Source organism: Sphingomonas sp. Leaf5, assembly GCF_001421155.1.
Classification (GTDB): Bacteria; Pseudomonadota; Alphaproteobacteria; order Sphingomonadales; family Sphingomonadaceae; genus Sphingomonas.
In genome coordinates this window covers 14,819-34,802 of sequence record NZ_LMJZ01000014.1, presented here as the reverse complement: position 1 = coordinate 34,802, position 19,984 = coordinate 14,819, and the positions used below count along the sequence as shown (strand labels likewise).

16 protein-coding genes and 4 tRNA genes are annotated in these 19,984 nt (G+C 66.6%); 6 read left to right on the top strand and 14 right to left on the bottom strand.

All coding sequences use genetic code 11. The annotated features are described in order from the left end of the window. Positions 1-111 precede the first annotated feature (111 nt). Complete coding sequence (locus ASE50_RS10720) at positions 112-543, bottom strand: DUF488 family protein (RefSeq protein ID WP_056399843.1); 432 nt, start codon at positions 541-543, stop codon at positions 112-114. A gap of 104 nt (positions 544-647) precedes the next feature. On the opposite strand from ASE50_RS10720, the gene trmFO reads away from it, so the two are divergent. Continuing rightward, positions 648-1,973, top strand: a complete 1,326-nt coding sequence (trmFO, locus tag ASE50_RS10715) for a methylenetetrahydrofolate--tRNA-(uracil(54)-C(5))-methyltransferase (FADH(2)-oxidizing) TrmFO (RefSeq protein ID WP_056399840.1) — start codon at positions 648-650, stop codon at positions 1,971-1,973. On the opposite strand, the gene ASE50_RS10710 is transcribed toward trmFO, so the two are convergent. From ASE50_RS10710 to ASE50_RS10695, 4 genes are read right to left on the bottom strand one after another with little or no spacing between them, the layout of a single operon-like run. Then, positions 1,960-2,211, bottom strand: a complete 252-nt coding sequence (locus ASE50_RS10710) for a DUF3325 family protein (protein WP_056399838.1) — start codon at positions 2,209-2,211, stop codon at positions 1,960-1,962. The two genes, trmFO and ASE50_RS10710, sit on opposite strands and share 14 nt — an antisense overlap. Beyond that, positions 2,208-3,794 carry a PepSY-associated TM helix domain-containing protein gene (locus ASE50_RS10705; protein WP_056399835.1) on the bottom strand — a complete coding sequence of 529 codons (1,587 nt, stop codon included), beginning with the start codon at positions 3,792-3,794 and terminating at the stop codon, positions 2,208-2,210. Before ASE50_RS10705 ends, ASE50_RS10710 begins: the two co-directional genes overlap by 4 nt. After that, entirely contained in the window at positions 3,791-4,105 is a 315-nt protein-coding gene (locus ASE50_RS10700) for a hypothetical protein (protein WP_056399832.1), read from the bottom strand. The genes ASE50_RS10705 and ASE50_RS10700 overlap by 4 nt, the downstream gene beginning before the upstream one ends. After that, positions 4,102-6,351, bottom strand: a complete 2,250-nt coding sequence (locus tag ASE50_RS10695; RefSeq protein ID WP_235512295.1) for a TonB-dependent siderophore receptor — start codon at positions 6,349-6,351, stop codon at positions 4,102-4,104. The genes ASE50_RS10700 and ASE50_RS10695 overlap by 4 nt, the downstream gene beginning before the upstream one ends. Before the next feature lie 119 nt (positions 6,352-6,470). Between ASE50_RS10695 and ASE50_RS10690 the strand changes: the two genes are divergently transcribed. Continuing rightward, on the top strand, positions 6,471-7,097 hold the full coding sequence (locus tag ASE50_RS10690; protein WP_056399828.1) for a hypothetical protein: 627 nt from the start codon (positions 6,471-6,473) through the stop codon (positions 7,095-7,097). A 41-nt stretch (positions 7,098-7,138) separates the two neighbouring features. On the opposite strand, the gene ASE50_RS10685 is transcribed toward ASE50_RS10690, so the two are convergent. Together ASE50_RS10685 and ASE50_RS10680 are read right to left on the bottom strand one after the other, a co-directional pair. Then, a complete protein-coding gene (locus tag ASE50_RS10685) occupies positions 7,139-9,094 on the bottom strand; it encodes a sialate O-acetylesterase (RefSeq protein WP_082438965.1) in 1,956 nt (651 codons plus the stop codon). Positions 9,095-9,201: 107 nt separating this feature from the next. Continuing rightward, on the bottom strand, positions 9,202-9,957 hold the full coding sequence (locus ASE50_RS10680) for a FadR/GntR family transcriptional regulator (protein WP_056399925.1): 756 nt from the start codon (positions 9,955-9,957) through the stop codon (positions 9,202-9,204). 306 nt (positions 9,958-10,263) lie between these two features. On the opposite strand from ASE50_RS10680, the gene ASE50_RS10675 reads away from it, so the two are divergent. From ASE50_RS10675 to ASE50_RS10665, 3 genes are all read left to right on the top strand, one after another. Next, complete coding sequence (locus tag ASE50_RS10675; protein WP_056399819.1) at positions 10,264-11,826, top strand: glycoside hydrolase 43 family protein; 1,563 nt, start codon at positions 10,264-10,266, stop codon at positions 11,824-11,826. Between the two features lie 97 nt (positions 11,827-11,923). After that, on the top strand, positions 11,924-13,273 hold the full coding sequence (locus ASE50_RS10670) for a glycoside hydrolase family 27 protein (RefSeq protein ID WP_056399805.1): 1,350 nt from the start codon (positions 11,924-11,926) through the stop codon (positions 13,271-13,273). 29 nt (positions 13,274-13,302) lie between these two features. Beyond that, positions 13,303-14,943: a glycoside hydrolase family 43 protein gene (locus tag ASE50_RS10665; RefSeq protein WP_056399803.1), complete on the top strand. Its 1,641-nt coding sequence runs from the start codon at positions 13,303-13,305 to the stop codon at positions 14,941-14,943. A 110-nt stretch (positions 14,944-15,053) separates the two neighbouring features. Here ASE50_RS10665 and ASE50_RS10660 read toward each other — a convergent pair. The 4 genes from ASE50_RS10660 to ASE50_RS10645 form a co-directional block, all read right to left on the bottom strand. Continuing rightward, positions 15,054-15,130, bottom strand: a tRNA-Arg gene (locus ASE50_RS10660). A gap of 32 nt (positions 15,131-15,162) precedes the next feature. After that, positions 15,163-15,239, bottom strand: a tRNA-Arg gene (locus ASE50_RS10655). Between the two features lie 172 nt (positions 15,240-15,411). Beyond that, positions 15,412-15,488 (bottom strand) — tRNA-Arg (locus ASE50_RS10650). A gap of 32 nt (positions 15,489-15,520) precedes the next feature. Then, a tRNA-Arg gene (locus ASE50_RS10645) sits at positions 15,521-15,597 on the bottom strand. Between the two features lie 82 nt (positions 15,598-15,679). On the opposite strand from ASE50_RS10645, the gene ASE50_RS10640 reads away from it, so the two are divergent. Then, positions 15,680-16,174, top strand: coding sequence for a hypothetical protein (locus ASE50_RS10640; RefSeq protein WP_056399800.1), 495 nt, complete (start codon positions 15,680-15,682; stop codon positions 16,172-16,174). A 49-nt stretch (positions 16,175-16,223) separates the two neighbouring features. On the opposite strand, the gene ASE50_RS10635 is transcribed toward ASE50_RS10640, so the two are convergent. From ASE50_RS10635 to hemB, 3 genes are read right to left on the bottom strand one after another with little or no spacing between them, the layout of a single operon-like run. Then, on the bottom strand, positions 16,224-18,419 hold the full coding sequence (locus ASE50_RS10635; RefSeq protein ID WP_235512293.1) for a spermidine synthase: 2,196 nt from the start codon (positions 18,417-18,419) through the stop codon (positions 16,224-16,226). Continuing rightward, positions 18,416-18,946: a GNAT family N-acetyltransferase gene (locus ASE50_RS10630; RefSeq protein WP_056399797.1), complete on the bottom strand. Its 531-nt coding sequence runs from the start codon at positions 18,944-18,946 to the stop codon at positions 18,416-18,418. Before ASE50_RS10630 ends, ASE50_RS10635 begins: the two co-directional genes overlap by 4 nt. Continuing rightward, on the bottom strand, positions 18,943-19,929 hold the full coding sequence (gene hemB, locus ASE50_RS10625) for a porphobilinogen synthase (RefSeq protein ID WP_056399795.1): 987 nt from the start codon (positions 19,927-19,929) through the stop codon (positions 18,943-18,945). The genes ASE50_RS10630 and hemB overlap by 4 nt, the downstream gene beginning before the upstream one ends. Between the last annotated feature and the right edge of the window lie 55 nt (positions 19,930-19,984).

Here is a 19,984-nt window from a genome sequence, read left to right as displayed (position 1 = left end):
AGACCAGCTGCAGGCTGGTGGAGGGGCGTCGCCGCAAACGGTGTCGCTTGGGGCATTGCCCCTCCACCGCCCTACGCGGCGGTCCCCCTCCCCATCTGTGATGGGGAGGATTTAGGCGTACAACTCCACTACCTCCGCCCCCTGTCCGACCGCTTCGAGCAACAAGGTGCGGTGGCAGTGCGCCGGCTCGCGCTCGAAACAGAGCAACGCCGATGGCATTTCGGCGGCCAGCCCCAGCATGATCGCCGCCTGCGCCTGCGCTTCGGGCAGTTCGAGCTGTTCGTCATACACCGCGCGGAGCGTGGCGACGTCACCCTTCTTCGCCGCGTCACGCCCGCACTTGGGCGTGCCGAGCGCCTTCAAATGCACATAGTCGATCGCGTGCGTCGACAGTTCGGCGGCGAGCGACGATTTCGAAAAGCCCGGCCGCCGCGACAGGGGCAGCGCGCGCACGTCGATGACCCGCCGCACGCCCGCCGCCTGCAACGCCGCCACGAATTCGGCCATCGTCACCGCCTCATAGCCGATGGTGTAGATTTTCATGCGCCCTCCCTTCGTCGTACGCCACCAACGCATAACCCAATAAATCGACGGTCCGTTTCGTACGTTCATTGCCGGTTGGGCTTGTCGGGCCTAGACGCCCAGACATGAAATATGACGTTCACATCATCGGCGGCGGCCTCGCCGGGTCCGAGGCTGCGTGGCAACTGGCAGAGGCCGGGGCGAAGGTCCGCCTGTCCGAAATGCGGGGTGGTGGCGACAGCACGCCCGCCCATCAGGGCGACGATCTGGCCGAACTGGTCTGTTCGAACAGTTTCCGGTCCGACGATGCCGAATCGAATGCGGTCGGGCTGCTCCATGCCGAAATGCGGGCGCTCGGCTCGCTCATCATGACCAAGGGCGACGAGCACAAGGTGCCGGCCGGGTCCGCGCTGGCGGTCGATCGCGACGGTTTTTCGGCGGGCGTCACCGCCGCGCTGGCGGCACATCCGAACATCACCATCGTCCGCGAACGGATCGATACCCTGCCCGACAGCGGCATGACGATCGTCGCCACCGGGCCGCTGACCGCGCCCGGCCTCGCCGGCGATATCGGGAGCGCGACCGGCGCGGAGGCGCTCGCCTTTTTCGACGCCATCGCACCCATCGTCCATCGCGACTCGATCGACATGGAGCAGGCATGGTTCCAAAGTCGCTGGAACAAGGGCGACGGCAAGGATTACATCAATTGCGCGATGAACCGCGAACAATATGAGGCTTTCCACGCCGGGCTGATCGCCGGGGAAAAAGCCGAGTTCCGCGAATGGGAAAACGTCCCCTATTTCGAAGGCTGCATGCCGATCGAGGTAATGGCCGAACGCGGCCTGGACACGCTGCGCTTCGGACCGATGAAGCCGGTCGGGCTGGACGATCCGCGCACCGGGCGCTGGCCGCATGCGGTGGTGCAACTGCGGCAGGACAATGCGTCGGGCACGTTGTGGAACATCGTCGGGTTCCAGACCAAGCTAAAACATGGCGAACAGGTCCGGCTGTTCCGCACCATTCCCGGCCTCGAGAATGCCGAGTTCGCCCGATTGGGCGGGCTGCATCGCAACACCTTCATCCGCTCGCCCGAGCTGCTCGACGAAACGCTGCGACTGAAGGCGCGGCCGCATCTGCGCTTCGCCGGGCAGATGACGGGATGCGAGGGCTATGTCGAAAGCGCCGCGGTCGGGCTGTTGGCCGGGCGCTTCGCCGCCGCCGAGCTGGCCGGGCGCAGCGTCGCGCCGCCGCCGGTCGAAACAGCAATGGGCGCGTTGTTGCACCACATTACCGGCGCGGCGGTGGCCGAGACCTATCAGCCGATGAACGTCAATTTCGGACTGATGCCGCCGATCCCCGGCCGCACCAAGAAGGCCGATCGCAAGAAGATGTACACGGCGCGCGCCCGCGACGCGTTCGAACCATGGGCGAGCGCGCTTACGGTCGGGTGAGGTTGAGCGCGAGGAAACTCGCGCCCGCCCCCAGCATCAGCAGGCCGGTCCCGCCGATCGCGCCATAGACCGGCCCCCATGTCGCGAAGGCCGCGACAAAGGTCGCGACGACCAGCGCCCAGCCGCCACGTCGTCGCCAACGCCGGTCGATGCCCTGCCAGCGGTTGCGATGCCGTTCGCTGGCGAGCGCCAGCAGCGCGAAGGCGGCGAGCGCGCTGAACAATGCGATCAGGATCATTCGGCGGGTGCCCAGCTTGCGGTGTCGATCGATGGCGTGGTGCGGACGGCACGTCGCCGTATCGTCGGACGGAAGCGGTGCACCCGCCACGCCGCGAAGCCGAACCCCGTCCCCAGCGCCAGCAAGGTCAGGTCGGCCCCGGCCAGCACCCAGTCACCGCGCGCGATCGTCGCGGGAAGTCCGGTCGGCAGCGCGATGATGTTGTACAGCGGCAGGGCGAGCAGCAGTGCCGCCTGCAACGTCAGCAGTTCGACCCAGGCGCGTGCCGGTTTCCGTGCCAGCACATAGACGAACAGCGCGGCCCAGCCGGCGAACATGACGTTGACCTCCGCATCGGCGCGACCCATCGAACCGACCGGCAGCAACCGGTTGGCCCAAAGATACAGCGTCATCGCGATCGGGAAGCCGGCGACGAACCCGACATTCAGCCGCTCGACCAGCCGGAAGCCGAAATGCGGGCGGGCGGGATCGGGCAGCCGCTCGCGCCGCTTGACGGTCCACAGTACCAGCCCGCTTGCGACCATCAGCGACCCGGTGATTCCGCACAGGAAATACAGCCAGCGCATCGGATAGTCGCCGAACCGTCCGGCATGCAGCCCGACCATCACCCCCTGCGTCTCGACCGCGCCGCCCGCCGGCGGTCCCTGCCACACCAGTCGACCGGTGACGCCGTCATAGGCGATGGCCGGTGTCCGCGCCGACAACATCGACGTGCCCGACCGGGTCAGCGTGATCCGCGCGGCGGCATCGCCGGGATTGAAGACGGTGATATAGCCGATCTCGCCGCCGACCCGCCGCTCGGCATCGCGCAGCACCGTGGCAAGATCGATCAGCGGTGCGGGACGTTCGGTCCGTTCGGCCGCCGGCGCTTCGGGGAAGACGGCGGCATAGAGCTTGGCGGGATCGTCGTAATTGGCGACGATCGCCCATGGCATCAGCATCGCGATCAGCGTGACCAGCCCGGTATAGGTGATCATCAGGTGGAACGGCAGCGCCAGCACCGCGCTGGCGTTATGGCCATCGAGCCACGACCGCTGCCCCTTGCCCCGCCGCAGCGTGAAGAAATCGCGGAAAATCTTCTTGTGGGTGACGATGCCGGTGAAGATCGCGACCAGCATAAACATCGCGGCGATACCGACCAGCCAACGCGCCCAGAGCACCGGGACATAATGTAGATCGAAGTGGAACCGGTAGAAGAAGTCGCCGCCACGCGTCTCGCGCGCGGTCCCCTCCTGCCCGTCGCTGCCGATGAAGGCGCGGGTGTCGCGGCGTCCGCGGCGGCGTTCCTCGCCGGGCTTGGCCTGTGGTACCCAGAACACGTCGCCGCCGGCGCTTTCTGCGCCGGGGACGGTAATGAACCAGCTTTGCGCATCGGGCGCGCGGCGGGTCAGAAACGTCACTGCCCCCTCGACCACCCGTTCGCGGCTGGCGATCGGGGCCAGTTCAGGCCGCGCCCAGCGGTTCAGCGCCTCCCGCCAATAGGCCGAGGTACCCGCGACGAAGATCGCGAACAACAACCAGCCGAGCAGCAGGCCCGACCAGGTGTGCAGCGTCGATTGCGACTGGCGAAACCCCTTGTTCATACCCGTCCCCACAGCGCGATCGATCCCCAGGTGATCGCCCCCGCGATGCCACCCGCCACGACCAGCGTCCACAGCGCCCGCCAGCCACTGCGCGCGGCATAGGCCCACATCGCCGCCAGCGCGCAGAGCAGCAGCGCGATCAGCGCCGCCGCCATCGTCGTCTGCACCGGATCGCCCGGCAGGATCCGGGCAAGCGCCATCGCCCACAGGCTGGCGACGGCATAGCCGACCGGCATCGCCGCGATCAGCCGCAGCGCATTGTCGCCCAGCCGCCGCCAGAGGACATGGCGTGCCTGCCCGGTCGCGGTCATGGCATCGTCACCCGCAGGCTGGCGAACACCGTGCGCGGGCTGCCATAATAATTGCCGCGCCCGGTCGAGGAAATGCGGGCGTAATAGGTACGGTCGAACAGGTTGTTGACGTTCAGTGCCAGTGACAGCTTCTCGTTAATGCGATAGCCCGCGCGCACATCGGCGACCGCATAGCTGCCCTGTCGCACGATCGTCGACGCCGTGCGCAGCGTACCGTTGGCGTTGAAGGCCGGCGGATTGCCGCTCCACGTACTGTCGAACCACGTGATGCCAGCGCCGACGCTGGCACCGGCCAGCGGACCTTCGCCCGCGTCATAGTTGGTGAACAGCTTGACCATATGCTCGGGGATGACCGGCAACAGGCTCAACCCCTCCAGCACCGGATTGGCATCCTCCAGATATTGGGTCCGGGTGAAGCTATAGCCACCATTGACACGCCAACCGGGCAGGATCTCGCCGCTCGCCTCCGCCTCGATCCCGCGCGCGCGAACCCTGCCGATCTGATAGGTCAGTGTCGGTTCGTCGGGATCGTTGAACAGGCGGTTGCGCTGCGTGATCTGATAGACCGCCGCCGACAGCAACAGGCGCTGGTTCATCAGCGACAGCTTCGTGCCCGCCTCATATTGATCGCCGATCAGCGGCTGGATCGCTCCGCCGCCGGGCAGGCTGCGGCCGACCGGCGGTGCCTGCGGCGTGAAGCTGTCGGCATAGCTGGCATAGAGGTTGAGGTCGTCGGTGACGTCCCACACCACCCCGGCATAGGGGGTGAAGCGTTCGTCGAAGCTGTAGCGGGTCGGTAGCGGGATCGCACCGGTCGCGACGCGCGTCGTGGCGACGGTCGTGTCCCACCATGTCATGCGCCCGCCGCCGACCAGCGTCAGTCCCTTGGCCGGGCTCAGCCGCATCTGCCCATATAGGCCATATTGCTCGACCTCGGTCGCCGACCCGCCATAGACCTGCGTGACCGGACCGTTCGGCCCCGAAAATGCCGGCAACGGACCATAGGGGTCGAGTGGCGGTTCGGCGGGCGATACCGGATTGTAGACGTTGATCCGCGCATAGTTGGACAGGCGGGTAAAGTCCGACGTCGCCGAGCTCGCCTGATAATCGGCCCCTACGATCAACGTCTGATCGCGGCCGAACGCGGAAAAGCTGCCGACGCCGTTGAAGTCGAACGAGCGCGTCTGCATCGCGCTGTCGCCGCGATAGGCGATGTGGTTGGTGGTGCCGCCATTGGCCGGCGTCACCGGCTGGTTGCCGATATAGCTGTAGATATCGATGCGATCGACATCGGTCAGCATCCCCGTTGCGCGCAACGTCCAGCGGTCGCTGATCCGGTGCGCGATCTCGACGAAACCCGACCAGCTTTCCGACCGGAACCGGTTCCAGTCGGCCCCGAGATAGGTCGAGCGATCGACGTCGAGCAACCGGCCGTCGCTACCGTCCGCGCCGCCGACAAAGCCCGGCAACCCCGACTGGATCGCCGGCTTGAACAGGTCGTAATTGCCGCCAACGGTCAGCGTCGTATCGTCACCGATCTCGGTATCCGCAACCCCGAATGCCGCAAAACGGTAGCGATGGGCAATGTCGAAGAACTGGTCCTGATCCTGCGCCATGACGCCCAGCCGCAGGCCGGAGCGATCGTCGAGCGGTGTCGACACGTCGACCTCACCCCGGAAATTCTGGAAGCTGCCATAGCCCGCCATCGCACTGACCGCGAACCGGTCGAGCGGTCGCTTGCGGACCAGATTGATGCTGCCCGCCGGGTTGCCCGCGCCGCTGAACAGCCCTGCCGGCCCGCGCAACACCTCGACCCGGTCGTACAGGAACAGGTCGGGCACGACCGCCGGAAACGCGAAGGAAAAGGTCGGCACGCCGTCGACCAGATAGTTGCTGATGATGAAGCCGCGCGACAGATAGGACGGGTCCTCGCTGCCGATGCCGGTCACGGTCACGCCGTTGGTGACGGTCAGTGCGTCCTCCAGCGTGAACAGGTTGCGCTGTTGCAACTGCACCTGATCGATCACGGTCACCGTGTTCGGCACGTCCTTCAGCGGCGTGACGGTCTTGCCGACCGCCTGGCCATAGCTTTTGCCGACCACCAGAATGTCATCGCCGCGTTGCGCGTCCTCGTCCGCCGGCAGCACCGGTTCGGCCAGTGCGGGAGCCGCCATCACGAGCGCCAATAGCCCTGCCAACGTCATCGTGCGTACCGGACGCGCCATCATTTCCCCTTTGCGAGTCATTTGCAATATGTGGCGCTCTAAACCCAAGAAACCGACAATGCAACGCTATTGCGACCCACTCTCATTATATCTATGAGGCAGATGGCTGGTGCAGACCGCCAGCGACCGGGAGAAAAGTTATGCGATTGCTGACCCTTGTTCTCGCACTGGCGCTGCCCTCGCTGGCGGGGGCGCATGAAGTGTGGGTCGAACGCGACGGCAGCGGCCCAGCGCGCATCTATCTCGGCGAACCTGCTGAGGCCCTGCCGCCGGGTGGCGATCCCGAGTTCAAACGGCTGGTCACGCCGAGGATCGTCGGACAGGCCAACGCCCGTCTTCAACGCAAGGCCGGCTTTCTCGAAGCGAACCTGCCCGCGGGCGATGTCCGCGTGATCGACAATTCGGTGTTCGCGCCATGGGGCGAGGACGGCGCGAAGGAGGGCGTCGCCTATTACGCGCGCGCCGGTCGCGCCGATACCACGACCCGGATGCCCTATGAGATCGCGCCGCTGACCGCCGGTGGCAACCGCTTCGCGCTGATGCAGGGCGGCAAGCCGATCCCCGCCGCCAAGGTCACCGTCATCACGCCGGAGCGCAAGAGCGTCGAACTGAGCGCCGACGCCGCCGGCGCATTCGTGGTGCCGGTCGCGGGCAAGGGCCGTTATCTGCTGACCGCTGCGCAGGCCGAAACCGGCAAGCTGCGCGTTGCGGCCGGCCCGGTCGACAAGCTGCATCACATCGCGACGACCAGCTTCGTCGTCGAATGATCGGGCGGGCGGCGGGGGCACATCCCGCCGCCCCGCGCGTATCAGCGCACCGGCAGTTCGAACGGTGCGGCCGGCAGGTCGGCCCCGTCGAACAGGTTGACGAACGGCGCATCGGCCCAGGCATAGCGGACCGCCGTCACCTCCGGCCGGCCCGCACCGGGCAGTATCACCGTATCGCCCTGTACGCGCCCGTCGACATAGGTGCAGGTCGCGCCGGCGCATTGTTCGAACCCGATCGCCCCTGCCCCGCCATAGCGTTGCAATCCACCGGTCACGTTGCGGAAGCGGACGACGATATCGCTCCCCTGCCGCACCGCGTCGGCCGCTTCGGGGCCGCTGCGCAAGCCCGGCTGGCCATAGGCGACGACCCGCGCCAGCCGTGCCAGCCGTTCGCCAATCACCGTCTTTTGCGCCGGATGAATGTCGAACCGGTCGCCGACATCGATCGTCACGGCGAGGCCGGCATGGCCATCGGCGGCAACCGCCTGCGCCTGCGACTGGCGCAGTGCCGCCCAACCGGACTCACGCGGGGCGGTCGCCGGGGTGCCATAGCCGGTGAGCTGGACGACGAAGAACGGCAGCTGGGGCGATGCGAATGCCCGCCGCCAATCGGCCATCAATGTCGTCATCAATCCGCGATAGGCCGCCGGCTGTCCGGTGTTCGACTCCCCCTGATACCATGCCGCCAGCTTCAGGCCGTAGGGCGCGATCGGGGCGATCATGCCGTTGTACAGCGTGGTGAGGCTGTTCGGGACGTCCCATGGCGCCGGGCCGACCGAACCGTCCTTCACTGCGGCGCCGAGGCGGTACCGCCAAGGTCCCGACAACGGCACCGCGCCGCCATCGGCCAGCCCGATCGTGCGGATGCTCATGTCGGTGAACCGCCCGTCCTTCTTCGCGCCGACCGCACGGATGGCGATGACGTTGCGGCCGGGGCGCAGCAATCCGGCGGGTACGCCGTAGCTGCGCCATGCCCAATCGACGCTCCCACCGCCGACGAAACGACCGTTGATATAAGTTTCGTCGTATCGTGCGATCGGTCCCAGCCGCAGCGTCTGCGCCGCCGCAACCTGTGCCGGGGTCAGATCGACGGTCGTGCGCAGCCATACCACCCCGTCCAACCGGTCGCGATCGGCGGCGGGCAACTGTTCATATTGCGCCGGCACCGTGGCCCAGCGGCGATCGTCATACGTCGCCGCCTGAAACGCGCGCTCGGTCTTGGCAGCAGGGTCGAGTGCTTCCCACGCCTTTTCGCGCCGGGCACCGTCCGCCGCCGTTGCCGCGGCCGGATCGCGATCGAACGTCGCGATGGCGTTCAGTCCGTCGGTAAAGCCCGGCTGCGTCGCCAGCGCCGGGGCGCTGATCCAGCTTTCGATCCGCGTGCCACCCCATTCGGACGCGATGAACCCCATCGGCACCTTTTCGGTCCCGCGCAGCGAGCGCGCCATGAAATAACAGACCGCCGATGCGTCGCCGATCGTTTCGGGCGTGACGCTGCGCCAGTCGACCCGCTTGGCAAGGTCGCCGGCAGGCGCGGTCTTGCTGCTGTCGGGGATCGTCGTGAACCGCAGCGATGCGTCGTTGGCCGACGGGATCACGTCCAGTCCGGTCGCGTGCTTGACCTGAAATTCCATGTTCGACTGTCCGCCGCACAGGAACACGTCGCCGATCATGATGTCGGACAGCCGCTGCGCCGCCGCGTTCCCGCCGCTGACCTCCAGCACATAGGGGCCACCGGCCTTCATCGCCGGCAAGGTCGCCCGCCACTTGCCGTCGCCGCCGGCCTGCGCAGTGACGCTCCGATCGTTCAGCATGACCGTGACCGATGTGCCGGGCGCGGCATTGCCCCAGATCGCGATCGGCCGATCCCGCTGCAGGACCGCATGATCGGCGAAGATGTTGGCGAGTGCCGGCGACGTCGATTGCGCACGGGCCAATCCCCCCCACGCCAGCGACGCGACCACCGCGCAGATCGCCGAAGTCCGAACCGAACGCATAACCCCTCCCCGAATCATTGTGAACGCTACCATGCCGCAGTGGACAGCGACGCGCTACTGCGGCGTGAGGAAGCGGTTTGCACGCGACCGTACGGCCGGGACTTGCGTCACATCGCGGTGCGGGTGTCCTCCAGCGCGAGCGAGACGAGCAGGGTCATCGCATCTTCGGCCGCCCTCGCATCGCCGGCGACCACCGCCTCGAACACGCGGGAGTGATCGGGCACCGGGTCGCGGGGCAAGGCGCGCTGCCGTTGTTTGAACTGCGTGGTCCAGTTGACGGCCGCACCGATGCTGGCGCTGAGCGCGACGAACGTCTCGTTATGCGTGGCGTAGATCAGCGCGTCGTGGAAGTCGCGATCGGCGGCGCGTCCGGCTTCGGTGGCAAGCGTATGCCGCCGCATCCCGCCCAGCGCCGCGCGTAACGCCTTGATGTCGTCCTTGTCGCGCCGTTCCGCCGCCAGCCGCGCCACCGCCGGTTCGACGACCGCGCGCAGTTCGAACAGCCCGCGGATGAACGACATGTTCGGTTCGCCCTCGAACGCCCAGGCAAGGACCATCGGGTCGAGGAAGTTCCAGCGCCGGCGCGGCAGCACGCGCGTGCCGATCTTCGGGCGACTTTCGACCAGTCCCTTGGCGGTCAGGACCTGCACCGCCTCGCGATAAGCGCTGCGCGATACGTCGAGCGCCTCGGCATTGGCGACCTCGCCGGTCAGCAACTCGCCCGGCGCGATCCGGCCGGAGACGATCGCCGTGCCGAGATAATGGGCGACGGCACCGCGCAGCCGCCGGCCCGACCCCTTTCGGGCGGGTACGGTGGGTTCGTCCAACGGCGTCTCGTCCGCGTTCTCGTCGATATCGGCCATGTCGATATCGTGCCCCGGTTCCATGCTCACCGTACTTCCCTCGCCATCGGCGTCGACGTGGCGGCCGCCAGCGCGATGTATACGTAAAGGGCCGCGGATCGATGCCGGATAAGATTTGCCGGCGATGCTACGGACCCGGACCCCCGCCGTCAAATCGCGGCTGAAACCGGCCGCTCCGGCACGCGACAACCCATATCGACGGAGAGGTCGTCAGCGACGTTAACGCTACCACCAACGGCATTGACGCGTCGCCGGCAACTCAATACCCAGACAAAAACGGCCGTAAGTCGCCGGAATGGGAGAGCGATGTTGGCGATCAGATCGATCCGGATGGCGATGCTTGCCGTCAACGCTGTTCTGGGGGGCACCGCGTCCGCACAGGTGTGGCGCGCCGATCAGGGCGATGGCAGCTATCGCAATCCCATCTTCTACGCCGATTATCCCGATCCCGATATCATCCGCGTCGGCGGCGATTATTACTTCGTCACGACGACCTTCGCCAATGCGCCCGGCCTGACCCTGCTCCATTCCAAGGACCTGCTGAACTGGCAGGTCATCAGCCACGTCGTACCGCGCCTCGACGATCGCCCCGAATATACGCTGACCGACGGCAAGAACGCGTATCGGCGCGGACTGTTCGCCGCCAGCCTGCGCCATCATGCCGGCACCTTCTACATCGCGGTGACCCCGGTCGGACAGAATACCCGCATCTATCGCACCCGCGATCCGCGTGGGACATGGACGATGAACGAACTCGACCGGGCGGCCTTCGACCCGGGCATGTTCATCGAACCCGACGGCACCGGCTATATCGCGACCGCGATCGGATCGGACGGCACCACCCGCCTGCTCAAGCTGGACCGCGACTTCCGAAGCGTGATCGACGATCGCAAGATCCATTACAACGCCGGTGCCGAGGGATCGAAGATCGTCCGGCGCGGCGAATATTATTACCTGTTCAACGCGATCCCCCGCCGGCTGGGCCTGACGGTATCGCGCGCGCGCAGCCTGTATGGACCATGGGAAACCCGTCCGCAGATCGACGACAAAAGCGGCGGGCATCAGGGGGCGCTGGTCGATACGCCGGACGGGAACTGGGTCGGCTTCGTGATGATCGATTCCGGATCGATCGGCCGGATGACGAACCTCAGCCCCGTCTTCTGGCGCGACGACTGGCCCATATGGGGAACGCCGGAAGCGCCCGACCGCGTACCCGATCGCGCCGAAAAGGCGATCAAGGGCTTCCCCTTCGTCGAACCCGCCACCTCGGACGACTTCGGCACGTCGAAGCTGGGCCTGCAATGGCAGTGGAACCACAATCCGGTCGACGATCGCTGGTCGCTGACCGAGCGCCCCGGCTATCTGCGGCTGCGCCCGACCAAGGCGGATGGGTTCTGGACGGCGCGCAACACGCTGGTGCAAAAGGCACAGGGACCGCGCAGCCGGGCGGAGGTGAAGCTGGATATCGCCAACATCCGTCCCGGTGACCGCTGCGGGTTCGGCACCTTCGGCCAATATAGCGCGACGCTGTCGGTGACACGGGCCGCCAACGGCGCGCCGTCGCTGGCGATGGACGTGCTCGAAAGCACCGAGGCCGGTCCCAAAACCGATAGGCGCGTGGCGGCGCAGTCGATCAGCGGGCGGGCTTTGTGGATGGCGATGGACCTCGACTTCGCCACCGATCGCGGGCGGCTTTCGTTCAGCAGCGACGGCAAACGCTGGCAGGCGATCGGTGGCGACTTCCCGCTGGCGTTCGCATGGCGGACCGGCACGTTTCAGGGGGAGCAGATGGCGATCTCCTGCTACAATCCGGCACCGGGCGCCGGCTTCCTCGATGTCGACAGCTTCACGCTGAAGGCTTCGAAATGAAGCGTCGGCTGTTGGGTGCGCTGCCGGCCGCCGCCTGCCCGTGACCTTCCCGGACGGCTGCTCGACAAATGATGACAACAGGCAAGGGGAACGGGGCATGACCATCGACGGGATCACACGGCGCGGACTGATCGGGGCGGCAGGCGTGGTCCCGATCGTCGCCGGCGCGACACGGGCGACGGCGGCCCCCCGCGGCCGGCCCAGGCTGGCGCAGACCCCGCCGATGGGCTGGAACAGCTGGAACAGCTTCGCCACGACGATCACCGAGGCGCAGGCGATCGAAACCGCGCGCATCATGCGCGAAAAGCTGTTGCCGGTCGGTTATTCGATCTTCACCATCGACATTCAATGGTACGAACCGGGCGCGACCGGCTATGCCTATCGCGCCGATGCGGTGCCGGTGCTCGACGGCTATGGCCGCTTGCAGCCCGATCCGAAGCGATTTCCCTCCGCCGCCAACGGCCGGGGGTTTCGCGCCATCGCCGATCAGGTCCATGCGATGGGGCTGCAATTCGGCATCCACCTGATGCGCGGCATCCCGCGCGAAGCGGTGCGCCGCAACCTGCCCGTGCTGGGCACAAAATACCGCGCGCAGGACATCGCCGACACGTCGAGCATCTGTTCGTGGAACAGCGACATGTACGGCGTCGACATGCGGCGTCCCGGTGCGCAGGCCTATTATGACAGCGTGTTCGCGCAATATGCCGATTGGGGCGTCGATCTGGTCAAGATGGACGATATGAGCCGCCCCTATGACGCCCACGCGCCGGAGATCGAGGCGGCAAGCGCGGCGATCGCGCGATCGGGTCGCCCGATCCTCCTTAGCCTGTCGCCCGGCGAGACGCCCGTGGCGAACGGCAACCATGTCCGCGCGCACGCCCAGATGTGGCGGATCAGCGACGATTTCTGGGACGAATGGTCGCTGCTCGACGCGCAGTTCGTCCGGCTGGAAAACTGGCAGCGTTTCGCCGGCCCCGGCGGCTGGCCCGATGCCGACATGCTGCCGCTCGGCCGGCTGGCGCTGGGCCAGCGTGACACCAAATTCACGCCCGCCGAACAGCGTACGCTGATGACTTTATGGTCGATCGCCCGATCGCCGTTGATCATGGGCGGCGACCTTCGCCACCTCGATGCGCCGACGCTGGCGCTGCTGACCAATCCGGAAGTCATTGCGGTCAATCAGGCCAGCACCGCCAACCGCCCGTTGCAGGTACAGGACGGCATGCGTGCATGGACCGCAAGGGCAATGAATGGCGCGACCTATCTCGCCTTGTTCAATCCGGGTGAGAAGGCGCTGCGGCCGGGCGTCGATCTGCGCTGGTTGAACCTGAAAGGCCCTGTCCGGATCCGAGACCTGTGGGCGCGGCGCGATCTCGGCACGGCGGCGACGCGGGTCGAGGCCGACCTGCCGCCGCACGGTGCCGGGCTCTATCGCCTCGACGCCTGATCTTCCTCCCTTTCCGACAGGACGAACCGATGCTCCGAACGCTGATGACCGGGTTGGCGCTGGCCGCAAGCACCAGCGCCCTTGCCGAACCGGCGCGCTTCAGCCGCTTTATCTATGAAGGGCGCAGTGTCGAGCGGGCAACGCCCGGCCCCGACCAGTATCGCAACCCGATCCTGTCGGGCTATTATCCCGACCCGTCGATCACCCGCGTCGGCGACGACTATTATCTCGCGCTGTCGTCCTTCGCCCATTATCCGGGGCTGCCGATCTTTCATTCGAAGGATCTGGTCCACTGGACACAGATCGCCAACGCGATCAGCCGGCCCGAACAGCTGGATTTCACCGGTCGCCGTGTATCGGAGGCCGTGTTCGCGCCCGACATCTCGTATCACGACGGCACTTTCTACATCGTCAACACCTGCGTCGCGTGCAAAGGCAATTTCGTCATCACCGCGAAAGACCCGAAAGGGCCATGGTCGAACCCGATCTGGCTGCCGTTCGAAGGGATCGACCCTTCCATCTATTGGGAAGGCGACCGCGCGTATATCGTGAACAACCGTGCCCCGAACGAACCGCCGCGGTACGAGGGGCACCGCGCGATCTGGGTCCAGGAATTTGACTGGCGCGCCGGCAAGATGGTCGGTGAATCGACTCAACTCATCAACGGCGGCGTCGACCTGACCAAGAAACCGGTATGGATCGAAGGGCCGCATATCTTCCGGAAAGACGGCTGGTATTATCTGACCGCGGCAGAGGGCGGCACCAGCGTCAACCATTCGCAGGTCGCGTTCCGCTCGAAAAACCTGCGCGGGCCGTTCGCGCCGTGGAGCGGCAATCCGATCCTGACCCAACGCGACTTGCCCAACGACCGCAGCGATCCGGTATCGGCGGCGGGCCATGCCAAGCTGGTGCAGACCCGTGCCGGCGACTGGTGGGCGACGTTCCTCGCCGTGCGTCCCTATGGCGATGATTATTACAATATCGGGCGCGAGACGTTCCTGTTGCCGGTCACGTGGAAGGATGGTTGGCCCACGATCCTTCCGCCCGGCCAGCGTGTGCCGTTCATCGCCACCCGCCCGACGCCGCCGCGCCAGCCAGCGCCCAAGCTGCCGACCAGCGGGGACTTCGGCTATGTCGACGAATTCGACGGCAAGGCGCTCGGTCTCCAATGGATCGGTGTCCGCACGCCCAAGACGCCGGTGTATCGCATGACCGGCGGCGAGCTGCTGATCGACGGCGGCGCGCCGATCGGCGACCTGAACGGGGTGCCGGGCTTTGTCGGGCGGCGTCAGCAGCATCATATCGCGACGATCGCCACGACGGTCGCGTTCACGCCCCGGCAGGACGGCGACCGCGCCGGTCTGGCCGCGATCCAGAATGACGACTATTACCTGTTCTTCGGGCTTACCCGTCTGGCCGGCAAACGCGTCGTCGCGCTCTACACGCGGGCAAAGGGTGCGGAACGACTGGTCGCGTCGACCCCGATTGAGGGGGCCGCGCCGGTCACGCTGACCATCCGTGCGGACCGTGGCACGATGGCGTTCGATGTCGCGGCGGGGGGTAGGAAACAGACGTTGAAGCGCGACGTCGACGTCCGGTTCCTCAGCACGAAGATGGCCGGTGGCTTCGTCGGCACGGTCGTCGGGCCCTATGTCTGGCAGGCCAGATAACAGCGAATGGTGACCGGAGCGTCGGTTGGGCGCTCCGGTTTTCGAAGGACCGGTCCGGTAAGGCGCACAAAGAAAGCCCCGCCGGACCGTTGGTCTGGCGGGGCTTTCCATGGTGCACCCGGAGCGATTCGAACGCCCGGCCCTCAGATTCGTAGTCTGATGCTCTATCCAGCTGAGCTACGGGNCCCCGCCGGACCGTTGGTCTGGCGGGGCTTTCCATGGTGCACCCGGAGCGATTCGAACGCCCGGCCCTCAGATTCGTAGTCTGATGCTCTATCCAGCTGAGCTACGGGTGCCCGGTGGAGGCCGCCTGTTAGACGCGACGTTTCGGTCTGGCAAGCCCTCGCCCCGTCAAATAACTGTGTCGACGTTTTCGAGTATGGCCAAACATTTTCGCAGCCGAAACCGAACTTCGGCAACACAGACAAAGAAAACCCCGCCGGACCGTTGGTCTGGCGGGGCTTTCCATGGTGCACCCGGAGCGATTCGAACGCCCGGCCCTCAGATTCGTAGTCTGATGCTCTATCCAGCTGAGCTACGGGNCCCCGCCGGACCGTTGGTCTGGCGGGGCTTTCCATGGTGCACCCGGAGCGATTCGAACGCCCGGCCCTCAGATTCGTAGTCTGATGCTCTATCCAGCTGAGCTACGGGTGCCCGGTGGAGGCAGCCTGTTAGACGTGGCTTTTTGGTCTGGCAAGCCTGTCGCGCGATTTTTTTTGGATGCATAGCGGGCGACATGAAAGCCGCCCCGATCCCGCTCGTCCTGTTCGCCGCCCTGCTGTCGGCCTGCGCCGCGCCGGGTGGGGAGTATCCGTCACTGCTGCCCCGCCCGATCGAAAAGATCAGTCTGGCCGAACCGTCACGCCCGGTGCCGGTCGCAACGCCCGACGCCGGGCTCGATCGAAGGATCGCGACGCTGACCGGTAGCGTCGACAGCGCGACGTCCGCGTTCGACGCGGCGGTAAGCCGCGCCCGACCGCTGGTCCGTGCCGCCGCCGGGACGGCACAGGGCAGCGAACGCTGGCTGGGCGCGCAGGTGGCGTTGGCGGAACTGGACGTCGCCCGCACCGCGATCGATACGCCCCTCGCCGATCTCGAACGGCTGGCGATCGACCGCGCCGCGGCCGGATCGCCACCCTATCCCGCGCTGGACACTGCGCTGGCAAAGGCGACCGAGGCGGCGAAGGCCCAGCGTGCAACCATCGCGACGCTGGGCGCGAGCCTGCGCTAAACCACGGCCGACCGGTACTCGGACGCCGGACGGACGGCAGCGAAATCCGTTATTGCAATGCCCGCAGCACCGGCAGGATCGACGCATAATCGTCGGTCCACGACGCGGTATCGGTCACCGGCAGCGGTTCCCACGCACCGCCGCGCGCCAACAACTCGCCCAGCACGCCGGGATCGCGGGTCAAGGCGATCCAGACCGACCCGCTGTCGCCCGCCCCGCCGCCGACTGGTTGATAGGCCAGCTGCGCCGCCATCCATCCCGATGCCGTCCGCGCCACGACCGGGGCCAGATCGAGATAGCGGTTTGACACATGGACCAGCAGCAAGCCGCGCCGCCCCAGCACCCGGCCATAGGTATCGAACGCCTCCCGCGTCATCAGGTGCATCGGCACCGCATCCGACGAGAAGGCGTCGAGCGCCAGCAGGTCGAGGCTCCCCGCCGAAGCCTGCGATATGCTCAAGCGCGCATCGCCCAGCACGATCTGCGCGTCGGGTGCACAGCGGCGCAGGAAGGTGAAGGCTCCCGAATCGCGCGCGATCCGCACCACGACCGGATCGATCTCGTAGAACCGCCATTGCTGGCCCGGCTGCGCATAGCAGGCGAGCGTCCCGGTTCCGAGGCCGACGATGCCGATCCGGGCGTCGCGGCCATATAGCGCGGGGACGGCGCGCAAAGCCTCGCCCACCCCCGAATTGGGCACGTAATAGGTGGTCGGGGTTCGCTCGCGCGCGGGACTGCCGGTCAACTGGATACCGTGCAGGGTGGTGCCGTGCTGCAACTCGTTCACCCCCTCGCCGCGGGTGATCGTATAGACGCCGAAATAGCTCCGCGTCCGTGCCCCCGGTTCCAGCGACAGCTGGATCGCACGATAGCCGCCGAACAGGAACAGCGCGCCGGCCAGCGCAAAGACATAGGGCAGGCGCGATCCGATCGCGAACACCCCGACGATCGTGATCGCCAGGAACGCGATCGGCTCTGGCCTCGGCCCCAATAGCTCACCCGGATTGGCAAGGCCCAGCAGGATGAAGCCGGTAATCGCCACCAGCACACCGATCGTCAGTCGCCTGCCGCCCGCTGCCCATATCCGCTGCGTGACCGGCAGCAGGAACGGCAGCGGTGCCAGCGCCCCCGCGGCGAGGATCAGCAGCGGATATTCGTAACTCCAGTCGAACAGTACCGGTGCGATCAGCCCGGAAAACACCCCACCCAGCGCTCCGCCGACCGACATCGCCAGATAGAATCCGGTCAGCCGCGCCGGTGCAGGGCGAAGCGCATACATCCGGGTATGCAGCGCCACCGACACCGCGAACAACAGAATCAGCGCCGCCAGCGCGCTCAACAGCGGATAGTCGTGATGCCCGCCGATCATCATCCCGCCAAAGACGAGGATGGTGATCGGCGCATAGCGGGTGATGGCTTCCGCCAGCCCGCGTCGATCCGCAAAGGCGACCGTGAAGCTCAACAGATACAGCCCCAGCGGCAATACCCAGAGCAGCGGCACCGCAACGATATCGGTCGTCAGAAAGGTCGAGGTCGCCAGCATCAACCCCGACGGCACCAGCGCGAGCACGATCCAGTGCAGCACGCGGCGCTTGTCCGGCGCATCGCCCGGATCGAGCGCCGCCACCTGTTCGCGCCGCTGCGGCAACAGCCATCCGCATGCCACGACCAGCAACGTCACCAGCGCATAGCCCGCGCTCCACCCCCAGCTTTGCGACCGGAGCGGCAGCAATGGCTCGACCAGCAGGGGATAGGCGATCAGCCCGGCGAAACTGCCGACATTCGACGCGGCATACAGCGCATAGGGATCACGCCCCGGACAGATGAACGCGAACCAGCGTTGCAGCAACGGTGCCTGTGCCGACACCGCAAAGAATAACGGCCCGATCGACGCCGCCAGCAGCCACGGTGCCCACAGCGCCGGCTCGATCCCGACGGGCACCTGCGTCGCACTGACCCCGATCGGCAACCACACCGCCGCACACAGCAGCACCATCAGATGCACCGCCGCCTGCGCCTTCGGCATCAGCTTGCCGAGCAGATGGGCATAGGCATAGCCGCCCAGCAGCAGCGCCTGATAGACGAGCATCGCCGAGTTCCACACCGCCGGCGCGCCGCCCAGTTGCGGCAACGCCATCCGCGCGACCATCGGCTGGACGAGGAACAGCAGGAACGACCCGGTCAGGATCGTCGCAACGAAGATCCAGCGGATCGGCCATCCGGTAATACGCTCCGATACGATCACGGGCGGTTCTTCCAATAGGTGACGTGGCGTTTCAGCGGGCTGTCGTCGGGGACGGTCGGATGATCGAAATCCTGATCGACCGCGCGGACCATCTCCAGCCGCTCCATCAATCCCCAACTGCGGGTATTGGCAAGGAAGGTGATCGCCCCGATCCGTTCGACGGGCAGGTTGGCGAACCCCCAATCGAGGCTCGCCAACGCCGCTTCGCGCGCGAAGCCCCTGCCCCAATGTTCCTTGCCGAAGCGCCAGCCGATCTCGACTTCACCTCCCAGCGGCGTGCCCTCGGCACCGGGCTTCAATCCGCAAAAGCCCAGCATCCGCCCGCTGGCGCGTTCCTCGACCACCCAGAAGCAATAGCCATGCAGGTCGGCGAACCCATCCTGCCGGGCAATGGACGCATCGACCTCTTCGCGGGTCATCAATGCCGGAAAATAGCGCATGACCTCCGGATCGGAACAATGCGCGTACAAGGTCGCGCGATCCCGCTGCTGCCAGCGCCGCAGCACCAGCCGTTCGGTGTCGATCATGCCCCCAGCAACCGCGCCGCATGTGCCGCATGATAGGTCAGCACGGCCGAACATCCCGCCCGCTTGAACGCGAGCAGCGTTTCCAGCACCAGCGCATCGCGATCGGCCACCCCCGCCGCGACCCCTGCCTCGATCAGCGCATATTCGCCCGACACCTGATAGGCGAAGACCGGTATTTCGAACGCCGCCTTCACCCGCGTGATGATATCCAAATAGGGCAGACCCGGCTTCACCATCACGCTGTCGGCGCCCTCGGCGATGTCGAGCGCGACCTCGCGCAGCGCTTCCTCGCTGTTCGCCGGGTCCATCTGATAGGTCTTCTTGTCCCCCTTCAGCAGCCCGCGCGATCCGACCGCGTCGCGGAACGGCCCGTAAAAGGCGCTCGCATATTTGGCGGCATAGGCCATGATCTGGACATTGACGTGCCCCGCCCCCTCCAGCGCATCGCGGATCGCGCCGACCCGGCCGTCCATCATGTCCGACGGCGCGACGATATCGCTGCCCGCCTCCGCCTGTACGATCGCCTGTCCCACCAGCATGTCGGAGGTCACGTCGTTCAGTACATAGCCGTTCGCGTCGACGATGCCGTCATGGCCGTGCGCGGTATAGGGATCGAGCGCGACATCGGTCAGCACGCCGATATCGGGCACCGCATCCTTGATCGCCCGGATCGCGCGACACATCAGATTGTCGGGATTGAGCGCCTCGGCCCCGTCGTCGCTGCGCAACCCCGGCGGCGTGTTCGGGAACAGCGCCACCACCGGTATGCCGAGGTTCCGCGCTTCCCGCGCCCGCTCGACGATACCGCCTAGATTCCAGCGCGATACGCCCGGCAACGCCGCGATCGGCTCCCCCTCCCCCTCGGTCACGAACAGCGGCCAGATTAGATCGGCGGGGGTCAGGACCGTTTCGGCATGAAGGCGGCGGCTCCAGCCGGAGGCGCGGGTGCGGCGCAGGCGCAGCGCGGGGTAAGCAGCGGACATGGCCGCGACTTGTGGGCCAACCCCGCCAGCCGATCAACCCAAAGTCGCGTGGGTC

Excerpts from the sequence above, each read along its gene's own strand:
- ASE50_RS10720 (WP_056399843.1), bottom strand. The coding sequence starts at position 543 with ATGAAAATCTACACCATCGGCTATGAGGCGGTGACGATGGCCGAATTC.
- trmFO (WP_056399840.1), top strand. The coding sequence starts at position 648 with ATGAAATATGACGTTCACATCATCGGCGGCGGCCTCGCCGGGTCCGAG.
- ASE50_RS10710 (WP_056399838.1), bottom strand. The coding sequence starts at position 2,211 with ATGATCCTGATCGCATTGTTCAGCGCGCTCGCCGCCTTCGCGCTGCTG.
- ASE50_RS10705 (WP_056399835.1), bottom strand. The coding sequence starts at position 3,794 with ATGAACAAGGGGTTTCGCCAGTCGCAATCGACGCTGCACACCTGGTCG.
- ASE50_RS10700 (WP_056399832.1), bottom strand. The coding sequence starts at position 4,105 with ATGACCGCGACCGGGCAGGCACGCCATGTCCTCTGGCGGCGGCTGGGC.
- ASE50_RS10695 (WP_235512295.1), bottom strand. The coding sequence starts at position 6,351 with ATGACTCGCAAAGGGGAAATGATGGCGCGTCCGGTACGCACGATGACG.
- ASE50_RS10690 (WP_056399828.1), top strand. The coding sequence starts at position 6,471 with ATGCGATTGCTGACCCTTGTTCTCGCACTGGCGCTGCCCTCGCTGGCG.
- ASE50_RS10685 (WP_082438965.1), bottom strand. The coding sequence starts at position 9,094 with ATGCGTTCGGTTCGGACTTCGGCGATCTGCGCGGTGGTCGCGTCGCTG.
- ASE50_RS10680 (WP_056399925.1), bottom strand. The coding sequence starts at position 9,957 with ATGGCCGATATCGACGAGAACGCGGACGAGACGCCGTTGGACGAACCC.
- ASE50_RS10675 (WP_056399819.1), top strand. The coding sequence starts at position 10,264 with ATGTTGGCGATCAGATCGATCCGGATGGCGATGCTTGCCGTCAACGCT.
- ASE50_RS10670 (WP_056399805.1), top strand. The coding sequence starts at position 11,924 with ATGACCATCGACGGGATCACACGGCGCGGACTGATCGGGGCGGCAGGC.
- ASE50_RS10665 (WP_056399803.1), top strand. The coding sequence starts at position 13,303 with ATGCTCCGAACGCTGATGACCGGGTTGGCGCTGGCCGCAAGCACCAGC.
- ASE50_RS10640 (WP_056399800.1), top strand. The coding sequence starts at position 15,680 with ATGAAAGCCGCCCCGATCCCGCTCGTCCTGTTCGCCGCCCTGCTGTCG.
- ASE50_RS10630 (WP_056399797.1), bottom strand. The coding sequence starts at position 18,946 with ATGATCGACACCGAACGGCTGGTGCTGCGGCGCTGGCAGCAGCGGGAT.
- hemB (WP_056399795.1), bottom strand. The coding sequence starts at position 19,929 with ATGTCCGCTGCTTACCCCGCGCTGCGCCTGCGCCGCACCCGCGCCTCC.